At 60.9% G+C, this 12,694-nt stretch carries 11 protein-coding genes; 1 reads left to right on the forward strand and 10 read right to left on the reverse strand.

What is annotated here, in order from left to right; all coding sequences use genetic code 11:
• Positions 1-54: 54 nt before the first annotated feature.
• The 5 genes from M0D64_RS21880 to M0D64_RS21900 all read right to left on the reverse strand — a co-directional run bounded on the left by M0D64_RS21880 (position 55) and on the right by M0D64_RS21900 (position 6,782).
• The gene (locus M0D64_RS21880; protein ID WP_266259201.1) at positions 55-711 is read right to left on the reverse strand and encodes a sarcosine oxidase subunit gamma; all 657 of its coding nucleotides are present in this window, start codon (positions 709-711) and stop codon (positions 55-57) included.
• Positions 701-3,703, reverse strand: coding sequence for a sarcosine oxidase subunit alpha family protein (locus M0D64_RS21885; RefSeq protein ID WP_266259203.1), 3,003 nt, complete (start codon positions 3,701-3,703; stop codon positions 701-703). Before M0D64_RS21885 ends, M0D64_RS21880 begins: the two co-directional genes overlap by 11 nt.
• Positions 3,700-4,026 carry a sarcosine oxidase subunit delta gene (locus M0D64_RS21890; protein WP_154560707.1) on the reverse strand — a complete coding sequence of 109 codons (327 nt, stop codon included), beginning with the start codon at positions 4,024-4,026 and terminating at the stop codon, positions 3,700-3,702. The genes M0D64_RS21885 and M0D64_RS21890 overlap by 4 nt, the downstream gene beginning before the upstream one ends.
• A 70-nt stretch (positions 4,027-4,096) precedes the next feature.
• On the reverse strand, positions 4,097-5,341 hold the full coding sequence (locus M0D64_RS21895) for a sarcosine oxidase subunit beta family protein (RefSeq protein WP_054038698.1): 1,245 nt from the start codon (positions 5,339-5,341) through the stop codon (positions 4,097-4,099).
• Positions 5,342-5,387: 46 nt separating this feature from the next.
• On the reverse strand, positions 5,388-6,782 hold the full coding sequence (locus M0D64_RS21900; RefSeq protein WP_266259205.1) for an L-serine ammonia-lyase: 1,395 nt from the start codon (positions 6,780-6,782) through the stop codon (positions 5,388-5,390).
• Between the two features lie 252 nt (positions 6,783-7,034).
• Here M0D64_RS21900 and M0D64_RS21905 point away from each other — a divergent pair, with 252 nt between their 5' ends.
• Positions 7,035-8,117: a GlxA family transcriptional regulator gene (locus M0D64_RS21905; protein ID WP_200567154.1), complete on the forward strand. Its 1,083-nt coding sequence runs from the start codon at positions 7,035-7,037 to the stop codon at positions 8,115-8,117.
• Between the two features lie 93 nt (positions 8,118-8,210).
• Here M0D64_RS21905 and M0D64_RS21910 read toward each other — a convergent pair whose 3' ends face one another.
• The 5 genes from M0D64_RS21910 to M0D64_RS21930 form a co-directional block, all read right to left on the reverse strand.
• Positions 8,211-9,965: a DUF2235 domain-containing protein gene (locus M0D64_RS21910; protein ID WP_266259207.1), complete on the reverse strand. Its 1,755-nt coding sequence runs from the start codon at positions 9,963-9,965 to the stop codon at positions 8,211-8,213.
• Positions 9,966-10,011: 46 nt separating this feature from the next.
• Positions 10,012-10,590: a DUF3304 domain-containing protein gene (locus M0D64_RS21915; RefSeq protein ID WP_266259208.1), complete on the reverse strand. Its 579-nt coding sequence runs from the start codon at positions 10,588-10,590 to the stop codon at positions 10,012-10,014.
• 184 nt (positions 10,591-10,774) lie between these two features.
• Entirely contained in the window at positions 10,775-11,308 is a 534-nt protein-coding gene (locus tag M0D64_RS21920; protein ID WP_266259209.1) for a DUF3304 domain-containing protein, read from the reverse strand.
• A 33-nt stretch (positions 11,309-11,341) separates the two neighbouring features.
• Positions 11,342-11,872: a DUF3304 domain-containing protein gene (locus M0D64_RS21925; RefSeq protein WP_266259210.1), complete on the reverse strand. Its 531-nt coding sequence runs from the start codon at positions 11,870-11,872 to the stop codon at positions 11,342-11,344.
• 23 nt (positions 11,873-11,895) lie between these two features.
• Positions 11,896-12,693 (reverse strand): DUF4123 domain-containing protein, encoded by a 798-nt coding sequence (locus tag M0D64_RS21930; RefSeq protein WP_266259211.1) that lies wholly within the window; start codon positions 12,691-12,693, stop codon positions 11,896-11,898.
• Position 12,694: the final 1 nt, after the last annotated feature.

The raw sequence follows: 12,694 nt of genomic DNA on the forward strand, positions 1-12,694 counted from the left end.
CGCTCAGGAGAGCCGCGAGCGGTGCCTCACTAGCAAGACACCGCCCGCCGCACTTCACGACATCAGCGGCTCAGCCGCATCGAGCATGATCTTCACGAAGTAGTCCGCAAAGCTGCGGCGCACGACGATATCGAAACTGTCCACGCCGGTGGGCAACAGCGTCATCGACGCCTTGAAGTAGTGACTCTGCGCGCACTGCCCTTCACCGAACAGTTTCGGATGCAGATCGAGCGGGCAACCGCGCGCCAGCACCTCACGCGTACGCGTGCCGCTGATCTCGAGCACCGTATAGCCGCTGCCGATATCCACCGCCGACGCGAACACGCCCACAAATGCCGCACCGAGCTTCGCCTGTAACGGCGCGGTATGTGTCGCGTCGTGCGCCATGGCCGAACGCACCAGCCACTCATCAGGACCGAGCCACAGCATGTCGTAACCATTACCGCGTGCAATGGTGTTCGCCTTCTCGGGCGGCCGGCAGCCGATCACGCTTTCCACCGCGCTCACGAACGCCGCGTCACGCGTGTCGCCACGCACATTCACGAGTTCGAGAAACGGCCGCTCGCTCAATCTAAAGGCCGCCGACACCGTCGCCTGATGCTTCTTCAGCAGCGCATCCGCGCCCACCAGCGGCGACTCCTGCCACACGCCCGTTTGCTGGCCGACAGCGCGATCCATTGCCGACACCGTCCCTCTTGTTTCATTCCACATGTTGACGTGCTCCTTCGCTGTCGTAGAACACCGAGCTGGTGACCTTGGCCGCTATCTGTCTGCCGCTCGCGAGCGGAATCGTGACCGTTTCGCCGATCTTGTCGAGACCGCCCTTCACTACCGCCATTGCAATCGAGCGCTTCAGGATCGGGCTGTAATAGCTCGACGTGACGTGACCGAGCATCGGTGCGGTATCGCCCTGGAACGGACCCGCGACAATCTGTGAGCCTTCGGGGATGACGAACGACGGATCGTCCGCGAGCAGCCCGACCAGTTGCTTACGCCCGGCCTTCGACGTATCCGAGCGCGTCAATGAACGCTTGCCCAGAAAGTCTTTCGACTTCGCGACCAGCCCGCCCATGCCGAGGTCGTACGGCGTCATCGACCCATCCGTGTCCTGCCCGACGATGATGTAGCCCTTCTCAGCACGCAGCACGTGCATGGTTTCCGTGCCATACGGCGTGATGTCGAATTCCGCGCCCGCGGCCATCAGCGCCTCCCACACCGCGCGGCCGACGTTCGCAGGAACGTTCACTTCATAAGCCAGTTCGCCCGAGAAGCTGATCCGCATCACGCGCGATGCCGCACCCGCCACCGTGCCTTCGCGATAGCTCATGAACGGGAACGCCGCGTTTGCAAAGTCGATGTCGTGACAGACCTTCTGCAAGACCTTGCGGCTGTTCGGGCCGACCACGGCAAACGTCGCCCAATGATCCGTCACGGAAGCGAGCCGCACGCGCATGTCCGGCCACTCGGTTTGCAGCCAGCGTTCGAGCCAGGTCAGCACGCGGGCTGCGCCGCCCGTGGTGGTCGTCATCATGTAATGCTGGTCGGCGAGACGCACGGTCACGCCGTCGTCGAAAATCATGCCGTTTTCGTCGAGCATCAGGCCGTAGCGGCACTTGCCGACTTCCAGCTTGCTCCACGGATTCGTGTAGACCCAGTTCAGCAGCTTCGCCGCATCGGGGCCCTGGATGTCGATCTTGCCGAGCGTCGAAGCGTCGAGAATGCCGACGCTCGTGCGCACCGCGAGCGACTCGCGCGCCACCGCGGCATGCATGTCCTCGCCGGCTTTTGCGAAGTACCAGGGGCGCTTCCAGTTACCGACGTCCTCGAACGCCGCACCGTTTTCCACGTGCCATTCGTGCACGGCGGTCTTGCGCACTGGATCGAGAAACTCACCCAGCTCGCGGCCTGCAAACGTGCCGAACGTAACCGGCGTGTAGTTCGGACGGAAGGTCGTCGTGCCGGTTTCGGGAATCGTCTTGCCGAGTGCCTGCGCGAGAATCGCCATGCCGTTGATGTTGCCGAGCTTGCCCTGATCGGTACCGAAGCCCATTGCCGTATAGCGCTTCACGTGCTCAACCGATTCGAAACCTTCGCGCGCCGCCAGAAAAATATCGGCCGCCGACACGTCATTCTGGAAGTCGACGAATTGCTTCGGCCCGCGCGTCGCGAGTTCGCGGCCGCCGACGAGCCACAGCGGTTGCATCTTCGTTTCGGTAATCTCGACCACGTGCACCGGATTCGGCCGCGCAACGATGTGACCCGCCGCGCGCGCCGCCTCGACACCGGCATCGACTGCGAAGCGAATCCCCTGTCCCAGCGTGAAATCGCCGGCGCACGCGCCAACGCTCGTCTCCGCCTGCATCGCCTTGCCCGGCACGAAGCACGCCTTGTCGTCATGCCAGTGCGCCTTACCGCCCGATTGCGCAAACAGATGCAGCACCGGACTCCAGCCGCCGGACATCGCGAGCAGATCGCAGGGCAGCTCACCCTGCTTCGCACCGACCTGTCCGTTCGAATATGACGCCACTTCGACCGAGGCAACCCGCAGCTTGCCGTGTGCCGCTGTCACAGCCACACCGTTCATCACCTTGACGCCATAGCGCCGTGCGAGCGCGGGCAGCGTGCCCTTCGACTCACCGGCGCGCGGATCGACGACCGTCACCTGGGCACCGGCCGATTTCAGGTCGAGCGCACATTGATAACCGTCGTCGTTGTTCGTGAACACCACGGCATTGCGGCCCGGCAGCACCGCGTAGCGATGCAGATACGTCGACACGGCCGAGGCCAGCATCACGCCCGGCAGATCGTTGTTGCCGAACACGATCGGCCGCTCGTGCGCGCCCGTTGCGAGAATCACGCGTTTCGCACGGATCTTCCACATCAGTTCGCGCGTACCCTTTCTCTGCGACACCGGCAGATGCTCGGTGAGCCGCTGCGTGACGGTGATGAGGTTATGGTCCTGATAACCGAATGCGGTACTGCGGCACAGAATCTTCACGTCAGGCATCTGCCGCAGCTCGTCCTCGATCTTGTGGACCCATTGCAGCGCAGGTTTGCCGTCGATCTCCGCGCGGCACGACAGCAGCGAGCCGCCGAGCTCCGGCTGATCGTCGATCAGCGTCACGCGTGCGCCGGACAATGCCGCCGCATGCGCGGCCGCCAGCCCCGTCGGGCCACCGCCGACCACCAGCACGTCGCAATGCGCAAAGCACTTGTCGTAGCGGTCCGCATCGGTTTGTTCGGGAGCCTTGCCGAGACCGGCCGCATCGCGGATCACTTCCTCATATTTCGGCCAGAATTTGCGCGGCCACATGAAGGTCTTGTAGTAGAAGCCCGCCGGAATGAAGCGCGCGAACTTCTGGTTGATCGCCATGCGGTCTTTCTCGATGCTCGGCTGCGCATTCACGCTGGTCGCGACGAGTCCCTGATACAACTCCACTTCAGTCGCGCGCGCGTTCGGCACCGTGTATGCCCCGGTTTCGAGCTGCACGACCGCATTCGGCTCTTCCACACCCGCCGTCACGATGCCGCGCGGCCGGTGGTACTTCCAGCTACGTGCCACGAAGTGCTCACCGTTCGCGAGCAGCGCGGACGCGAGCGTATCGCCTTGGTAACCCTGGTACTTGCGGCCGTTGAACGTGAAGTTCAGTACGATCGCGCGGTTGATGCGCCCGCCGCTGGGGAGTCGGTCTTTCTGGCTCATGGTGCCTTGCCCTCGTGTGCCTTGTCTTGTGCGTTAGCCTCGTTGCTGTCCATCGCGAGCAGCGGACGTTCGAACGTCTCGTAGCCCTGAATCTCGTAGCTCACGGTGTCGCGCTGGGCCTTGAACCAGCGGCGGCATCCTTGCGTGTGCATCCATTGCTCGCGATGCACGCCGCGCGAATTCTTGCGCATGAACAGGTAGTCGCCCCATTCCTTGTCGGTGAGCTTGTCGGTGTCGAGCGGACGCGCAATATCGGCTTCGCCGCCGCAGGAAAATTCGGTTTCGGCGCGTGGCCCGCACCAAGGGCATTCGATCAAAAGCATCTGGTTCTCCTCTGTCGGCCAGAGTTGGCGCTTTAGCGCTTACTCTGGCCCCACGCAATTCATTGCGAAGTTAGTGGGCAACGGCAGCGGCGCCGTGTTCGTCGATAAGGTGGCCGGTGTAAAAACGATCCAGCGAGAACGGCGCGTTCAGCGGATGCGGTTCGTCCTTCGCGATCGTGTGTGCATAGGCCCAACCCGAACCAGGCGTCGCCTTGAAGCCGCCCGTGCCCCAGCCGCAATTGAAATAAAGCCCCTTCACGTCGGTCTTGCTGATGATCGGGCACGCATCCGGCGACACGTCCACGATGCCGCCCCACTGGCGGTTCATCCGCACACGCGAAAACACCGGGAACATTTCAACGATCGCTTCGAGCGTGCCTTCGATGATCTGAAAGCTGCCGCGCTGACCGAAGCCCGTGTACTGATCGACGCCCGCACCGATCACCAGATCGCCCTTGTCGGACTGGCTGATGTACGCGTGCACCGCGTTCGACATCACCACCGTATTGACGACCGGTTTGATCGGCTCCGAGACCAACGCCTGCAAAGGATGGCTCTCCAGAGGCAAGCGGATACCCGCCATATCGGCGAGCGACGAAGTATTACCCGCCGCAACCACCGCAACCTTCTTCGCCTTGATGAAACCCTTGGTGGTATCCACGCCGACCACCTGGCTGCCGTCGCGGCGAATCCCCGTGACCTGGCAGTTCTGCACGATATCGACACCATGCTGATCCGCCCCGCGTGCGAAGCCCCACGCCACCGCATCGTGGCGCGCCACACCGCCACGGCGTTGAATCGACGCCCCGAGCACCGGATAGCGGCTGTTCAGATTGATGGTCGGCTCGATTTCCTTGATCTGCTCCGGCGTGAGGAACTCGGCATCCACCCCATTCAGCCGGTTTGCATTCACGCGGCGTTCGGTGTCGCGCACGTCCTGCAATGTGTGCGCGAGGTTCATCACGCCACGCTGGCTGAACATCACGTTGTAGTTCAGGTCTTGCGACAGACCTTCCCACAGCTTCATCGCCTTCTCGTAGAGCGCGGCCGATTCGTCCCACAGGTAATTCGAGCGCACGATGGTCGTATTGCGCGCGGTATTGCCGCCGCCGATCCAGCCTTTCTCCAGCACGGCGATATTGCGCACGCCATGCTCCTTCGCGAGGTAATAGGCAGTGGCGAGGCCATGCCCGCCGCCGCCGACGATCACGACGTCGTATTCACGCTTGGGCTCCGGGCTCTTCCACTGACGCTCCCAGTTCTCGTGATACGACATCCCGTTGCGCAACAGGCTGAATATCGAATAGCGGCTCATTGTTGGTCCTTTGGGTCCTGTTGTTACTCTTTGATTCTTAACTTGTTCAACACTCGATGACGTTCACGGCGAGTCCACCGCGCGACGTCTCCTTGTATTTGGTCTTCATGTCCGCGCCGGTTTCACGCATCGTCTTGATCACGTTATCGAGCGACACGTAGTGCTGGCCGTCGCCCTTCATCGCCATGCGCGCCGCGTTCAGCGCCTTGATCGCGCCCATCGCGTTACGTTCGATGCAGGGGATCTGCACGAGTCCGCCGACTGGGTCGCAGGTCATGCCGAGGTTGTGTTCCATGCCGATCTCGGCGGCGTTTTCGACTTGCGTCGGTGTGCCGCCCATCACGGCGGCCAGCGCCGCGGCGGCCATCGAGCACGCAACGCCGACCTCGCCCTGACAGCCCACTTCGGCGCCCGAGATCGAGGCGGTTTCCTTATAGATGATGCCGATTGCCGCGGCCGTCAGCAGGAAGGTGACGATGCCCTCGTCGTTCGACGCATGCATGAACTTCACGTAGTAATGCAGCACCGCGGGAATCACGCCGGCCGCGCCGTTGGTCGGCGCAGTGACGACGCGCCCGCTCGCAGCGTTTTCTTCGTTCACGGCCATGGCGTAGAGATTGACCCAGTCGAGCATCGACAGCGGATCGCGCAGCGATTCTTCCGAACGGAAACGCAATTGCGCGCACAGGTCGGCCGCGCGGCGCTTCACGTGCATCGGGCCGGGCAACTCGCCACGCACCTTGCAGCCACGTTCGACACAGGCGGACATGACGCGCCAGATCGTCAGCAGCCCTTCGCGCACTTCCTGTTCGGTGCGCGAAGCGCATTCGTTGCGCAGCGTGACCTCGGCGATCGACAAACCGGTTTCGCGGCACACACGCATCAGATCGTCGCCGGTCCGAAACGGGAACGGCACTTCCGCCCCAGCACGCAGGCCATTGACGCGATCGCCTTCGCGATTGATTACAAAGCCGCCGCCGATCGAGTAATACTCCTTCTCCACCAGCAACTGGCCGTTTTCGTCGAAGGCCTGAAAGCGCATACCGTTCGGATGCACGATGCTCGAGCCCGGCGCGCCCGGCATCAGCTTGCGAAAGAAGCCGAGCTGCTCGCGCTCGTCGAATTTGACCGGATGCTTGCCGAGCAGCACCAGTTGCTTCGTTTCGCGAATCGCCTGCAGGCGTGGTTCGATCACGTCCGGGTCGATCAGATCGGGCAGATTGCCTTCGAGGCCGAGCAGCACCGCCTTGTCCGTGCCATGCCCTTTCCCGGTCGCGCCGAGCGAGCCGAACAGCTCGACCTTGACGCGCCGCACGAAGCTCAGCAGATTGGCGTCTTCGATGTGCGAGGCGAAGCGGCACGCAGCGATCATCGGCCCGACGGTGTGCGAGCTGGAGGGACCGATGCCGATCTTGAACAGATCGAAGACGCTGACGTTCATGGCGTGCCTTATACGTTGCGATACTTAGGGTGCCGGGTTTGGCTTGAACTAGCCCCTATTGCACCGCACGTCAAATCGGACCGATAGAATAAAAACGGCATGACAGTGGGATAGTGGCGTCAAGCGGGCCGCCGGCCAAGCGCTGCGGCGGATTTGCGATGACTTCTGACGCATTTGCGACAGGGGCCGCTTAAGCGCCCCTGTCCCCGGTGCTATGCTTGTTTCAACCCTTTTCCCTTGCTGGCTGCACGCATGAATTCCGCTGAACCGCTTCCCCTTCAATCGATCGACGGCACCTCGAAGCAACGCATCCGCTTCGGCATCATCCTGCTGCCGAACTTCACGCTGACGGCGTTCTCGGGTTTCGTCGACCTGTTGCGCCTGTCCGCGGACGAAGGCGACTTCAGCAAGCCCGTACGCTGTTCGTGGAGCGTGATAGGGGAAACCCTCGCTCCGGTGCGTGCCAGTTGCGGGATTCAGATCACGCCGTGGGAGACGTTCGACAACGCCGAGCCCTTCGATTACGTCGTCGTGGTGGGCGGCCTGCTGCATTCGGGGCCGGCCGCGAACGATGCGACGCTGGCCTTCATCCGCCGCGCCGCCGCTACCGATGCGACGTTGGTCGGCATGTGCACCGGCGTGTTCTCGCTGATGCGCGCAGGCGTGCTGGAAGGCCACCGCATCTGCGTAAGCTGGTTTCACTACTGGGATTTCATCGAGCGCTTTCCGTCGGTCAATGAGGAGGCGTTGGTGGCGGATCGGCTGTTTGTGATCGACCGTCGGCGCATTACGTGTTCTGGTGGGCGGGCGTCGATCGACGTGGCGGCCGCGATTCTGCTGCGCCACTTTGAAACGGCCACGGTGCAGAAGGCGTTGCGGATTCTGCTAGTGGACGATATGCAGAAGGGCAATGCGCCGCAGCCGCATCCGCCGGGGTTGGCGCCTGCTGCGCATCCGAAGGTGAAGCGCGCGATTCTGCTGATGGAACAGCATGTAGGGCGATCGTTATCGCTCGATGAACTGGCACGCAAACTTGATCTGTCGCCGCGTCAGCTCGAGAGGCTCTTCAAGGCGCAAACCGGTAAGGCGCCGCAGGCCTATGCGAAGCAGGTGCGTTTGCGCACTGCCGCCTGGCTGCTGACAAGTTCGGATAAAACGGTAGCGGATATCGCGTCGAGTTGCGGCTTTTCCGATGCATCGCATCTGGGCCGCGAATTCCGCAAGCAGTTCGGTTTGCCGCCGATGATGTACCGCGAGCAACGCGGTACGGCGGCAGAAGTCGATGATGGCTCCGGCTATGACGAAACTTTCCCGGGACGGGCTCAGGCGATTTGAGGGCGGTATTTATTGTCTGACATAGTTGCACCCGGTTCAACTACGCGGCGTGCGGCAAGGGTGACGCGCGCACCGACGTCGTGTTCGTGTCGCTTACACCTCGGCGGAAGAAGCCTCTGAAATGGATTCGAGCAGCGCGAGCCGCAGACTTTCGCCCGCATAACGGGTGCGAAACTTCAGGTAACCGCCGCTTTCCCACGGCGCATTGCGCGAAAGAGCGCGGCCAGACCAGTTGTCGAATGGTTTGAAGCCTGCGAAAGAGTCGTGACAGTATTCGCTGAAGAAATCGAGTTCGACCGGGCTGAGCTTGCGGGTCCTGACCAGTTCGTAAATGTGCCGTCTATCACGCGGGATGCTGGCGTGCGCTTCATGCGCCTGGGTCAGATGATTTTCAGCAGCCGATTGCCGGAAGATTTGTCCGCTCAGGGAGAGTTTCGACGTGGCGACGCCTTCGCGTGCGTAATAGACCCGGTGCTCGGCATCGTCGATCTCGCGGATGTCCTTCAGGAACACATTGTGTGCGCCGAGCAGGTCGCTTTGCTCGGTTTGCGTTGCTTGCTGAACGAACGGCAATGTTCCGTAGCTGTCGCGGAAGCGGAAGCGCCACGCGAGGATGTCGATGAGGCAGTCGGCGATTTGGCGGGTGGTGGTGCCGTTGGCCCTCATGAAGGAGAGATAGGCCGACCTGAGCCTGTCACTGATCAGAAACGGATCCCACCGATCGCTTCGCGAAAACGCTATGTCCATGTCCAGCGGCACACCCGCGGCACGGCCCGCGTCATACATCATATTCAACGGTACCTGCGAAAGCTTGCTGTCATCCGCACGCTTGTTCTTGCCCTGCTCGTCCGGAAGATAGCCACCACCCAAGTCTGAATGCATGCCCGGGAAACGGAACTGCCGGCAGTTCGGAGGCATCGCATCACGAGGCGCCTGCACATCCTCAAGTGGGAACGATTCACGCTGCTCGTGCATGGCGACGTAATGCTCACAGTGACGAACCCGCGGCGAAATCCGCAGATTTTTGGGCTCTCCCCAGGCATTGTGGCCGTTGGCCCATCTGCCGGCGGCGGGCCCCAGTCCAACGGCGGCCACCGTGTCGAAAATGCCGAGAAAGCGGATATGGGAGGTCACGCCCGCCAGTGTGTCACCCTCGAAGCATTCGTCCAGCCAATTACAAAACACGCGTGCTTGCGCTGCACCGCGGCTGAAGCCGAACACGTCGATGAAGACCTCAACCAGTTTCGGGTACTGAGTGTCACTGATTTTCTGTGCGAGTTGGGCGAACTGTGCCTTGAGAAACTTCGTGCGATACGTGAAGCCATTCATCGTCAGCAGACCACCCTGATCTTTCATGCCGACCTGGTCAAGCGCGAACTGGTCGGACGGAGATAGCGGGTTAGCGTTCTCTCCATTGCCCGTCTGCTGCGGTAGCCAGTTGTTTCTGGACAGCGCCTTGACGCTCTCTGCGGAAATCATTGGCCGATTGCCGCTGTCGATTGAACCGTGCAGCGCGTTTAGCACCGACAGCAGTGCAAACACAATGCGCGCATCGCCTCCAGCGCCGAAACCCATGCCCCACGTGCTGGATGAATCTTCGCCAATTTTGTCGAATGGTGTGCCGACGCCGGGTATGTAAACGGGGCAAAAGCCGGCCAAAGGCTCGTCACGATACGCACGGAACAGACGTGCGACATTGCTGTCTTTGTGGCGTTCCAGTTGGGTTCCTCCTGTCCCCGGTTCGACCCAGTCCTGGTTGTTACCGGTACCGTCGAAAAACAAACCGATATGCAGTGAGAATTCGCACTTCTCCGCATGGCACCGCATGGTCGGCACGGTCGCTTTCACGCCAGTTGTAGTCATGGGATGCGCTGCGGCGCGCAGCAGACTTACACTATCTGTCATCAATTGGGTTCCTTACTAACCTCTGCTTACCTTCAGGGCTGGCGGGAGTTTGCGGTTTTGGTTGCATATCCATATTTTTAAGGCGTTCGGATACCGATCGACGGTCCACCCAAGATTGCGGAAAGTCATTCCACGGTTGTTTCTGCGGAATCGGATCGTGCGGACCAGGGTACTTCGGACTCCAGGGGTAATAGTTCGACACTACGACGCGGACGTTGCCATCGGCCAGAAAATGCACGTAGACGTTCCCAGGTTCGGCGTATGGATCGACTGGCACGTCAGCTTCATAGTTACCGCCACCACCGTGCTTCCAGTCGCTGACTGTCCATTTCACGTGGACGGTCAGACCTGGGCGCCACTTGCGAGGCATCGATGGGCTGGGGACGCTAACGTTCCCGTCAGCCGCCTGGAAACCCGCCGCGCGGTTAACCGAAAAATTCGACACGCTCAGGTAATCTGGCAGATGGTCGATGCCCCCCATCGACGCAGAAGCCGAGGAGGCCATAAGCACGATTGCGACAATGAATCCGAACCTCATGACGCGCCGCCACCGTATGATTTTTTTCATCCTTAGCTCCAAGCCCAGTCTTTCTGAACAGCACGCCACGTAATCCGTTCGTGCGGTTCTAACGACAGTGGCGGACGATTCCGTACAGCCACATGCTCGGTACGGTCTCACCGCACCATCGGTATTCATCGAATGTTCTGCGGCGCATGGCAGGCCTTTGTTGTCAGTCATGGTCAGAGTCCTGCTAACGCAGGTTGTACTTTTCGAGTTCGTCTTCCGAGAATGTCGGTCCTTTACGAGTAGGCGGTGGGTACTGCTTCCACGGATATTTCTGCGGAATCGGGTCGTGCGGCCCGGGATAGTCAGGCGCATACGGCCCGATATCTGACACAACGATCCGCACCGAACCATCGGCGAGGAAATGGACCCACATATGACCCAGCCTTGAGTACTGGTCGACCGGCACGTCAGCCTCATGGAAATCACCGCTACCGTGCTTCCAGTCGCTTACGCTCCACTTCACATGCGCCTTTAAGCCCGGATGCCATTTCTCTGGAATGACAGCGCAACAAGTCGTACGTCCCCCCTTACCTGCCTGAGCGCCCCATGCGCCATTCACCGAAAAATCAGACACGCTAAGGTAATCGGCCAGATGATCGATGCCGGTCAGGTCTGCCCCGAAAGTCGGCTCCTTGCCCAGCGACTGGCAGGCAGCAAGCGCACTCAGCAAGGCCAGCCCGAATGCGCCTACCACGCTTCGGCAAAGGCAATTTGTCATCGCTAAATCCAGTTTCAAGTTAGATGCCGCGGATCAATTCGAGCCGTCACTGGCCGGCTCAACCAGGCTGGGACGCTTCTTGACCCAAGATTGCGGATAGTCGTCCCACGGATGTTTCTGCGGAATCAGATCGTGCGGCCCGGGATAATCAGTTGCATACGGCCCGATATCTGACACAACGATCCGCACCGAACCATCGGCGAGGAAATGGACCCACATATGACCCAGCCTTGAGTACTGGTCGACCGGCACGTCAGCCTCATGGAAATCACCGCCACCGTGCTTCCAGTCGCTTACGCTCCACTTCACATGCGCCTTTAAGCCGGGATGCCACTTCTCTGGAATGACAGCGCAACAAGTCGTACGTCCTCCCTTACCTGCCTGAGCGCCCCATGCGCCATTCACCGAAAAATTAGACACGCTAAGGTAATCCGCCAAATGATCAATTCCGGTCAGGTCTGCCCCAAAAGTCGGCTCCTTGCCCGGCGACTGGCAGGCAGCAAGCGCACTCATCAAGGCCAGCCCGAATGCGCCTACCACGCTTCGGCAAAAACGTTTTCTCATCCTCAACTCCAAGCCCAGGCTTTCTAAACACCGCGCCACTTCATCAATTCGTGCCAACGCCCTGAAGTACGCGCCGACCTGACCGCCTCCAGAAATCGCGCATCCGTCAGCAGTGCACCACCGGTCTTCACAGTGACAGCAGCAACATGCCGCTGCACTTCGAACGGTTCGATACCCTGCTCCAGGACGAACAACGCGGCCACCTCAATCTGCTGGTATTGCGCGGCAACGAGATGCGGGGCAAGATCGCCGCCGCTACTCGCGTGCACATCGTCAGCCAACGCCTGAGCGAACTGCAGTTCGAGCAGACGCTCGCCCTGCACCTCCGACAACACGATCATGTTTTGACGACGCGGCTCGCTCGACACCGCTTCGCCGAACTCCCGCTCCGCGTCAAAGCGGTCCAGGTACCGCCAATGGGCAACCGGTCCTTTCAACTGCCGGGTCTGCCCGGATGTCAGGACCCGCTCCAACGTGGCAAGCGCGCGCGTGTCGGCAAATCTCAAGTAGTAGCGGTCACCGGCAGCCATCGCGATAGTGCGTTGCGATTCGAAGTGCGCGACGAGCTCACTCAGGTCTGCCCCAGTGGTCAATCGACTGATGCCGTATCGCCACGGGACCACGAGCGATGTATTCGCTGGCACGATCGCATCAAAAGTGCTGCCCTCGAGCAGCCACGGACCGAACCGGTGCGAATCGTATGAAGACAAATCACCGTACAGGGAGACCGCAGCTCGACAGCGAATCAATGCGTCGAAGTGCGCCGATGCTTGCAGGATTGCGGCGTCGAACAGGACAAATTCGCGGATAGAGTCGTTCATG

Source organism: Paraburkholderia sp. WS6 (genome assembly GCF_030464835.1).
GTDB lineage: Bacteria > Pseudomonadota > Gammaproteobacteria > Burkholderiales > Burkholderiaceae > Paraburkholderia > Paraburkholderia madseniana.

What these genes read in the sequence shown, in the direction of transcription:
- M0D64_RS21880 (WP_266259201.1), bottom strand. Translation starts at nt 711, where the DNA reads ATGTGGAATGAAACAAGAGGGACGGTGTCGGCAATGGATCGCGCTGTC.
- M0D64_RS21885 (WP_266259203.1), bottom strand. Translation starts at nt 3,703, where the DNA reads ATGAGCCAGAAAGACCGACTCCCCAGCGGCGGGCGCATCAACCGCGCG.
- M0D64_RS21890 (WP_154560707.1), bottom strand. Translation starts at nt 4,026, where the DNA reads ATGCTTTTGATCGAATGCCCTTGGTGCGGGCCACGCGCCGAAACCGAA.
- M0D64_RS21895 (WP_054038698.1), bottom strand. Translation starts at nt 5,341, where the DNA reads ATGAGCCGCTATTCGATATTCAGCCTGTTGCGCAACGGGATGTCGTAT.
- M0D64_RS21900 (WP_266259205.1), bottom strand. Translation starts at nt 6,782, where the DNA reads ATGAACGTCAGCGTCTTCGATCTGTTCAAGATCGGCATCGGTCCCTCC.
- M0D64_RS21905 (WP_200567154.1), top strand. Translation starts at nt 7,035, where the DNA reads ATGAATTCCGCTGAACCGCTTCCCCTTCAATCGATCGACGGCACCTCG.
- M0D64_RS21915 (WP_266259208.1), bottom strand. Translation starts at nt 10,590, where the DNA reads ATGAAAAAAATCATACGGTGGCGGCGCGTCATGAGGTTCGGATTCATT.
- M0D64_RS21920 (WP_266259209.1), bottom strand. Translation starts at nt 11,308, where the DNA reads ATGACAAATTGCCTTTGCCGAAGCGTGGTAGGCGCATTCGGGCTGGCC.
- M0D64_RS21925 (WP_266259210.1), bottom strand. Translation starts at nt 11,872, where the DNA reads ATGAGAAAACGTTTTTGCCGAAGCGTGGTAGGCGCATTCGGGCTGGCC.
- M0D64_RS21930 (WP_266259211.1), bottom strand. Translation starts at nt 12,693, where the DNA reads ATGAACGACTCTATCCGCGAATTTGTCCTGTTCGACGCCGCAATCCTG.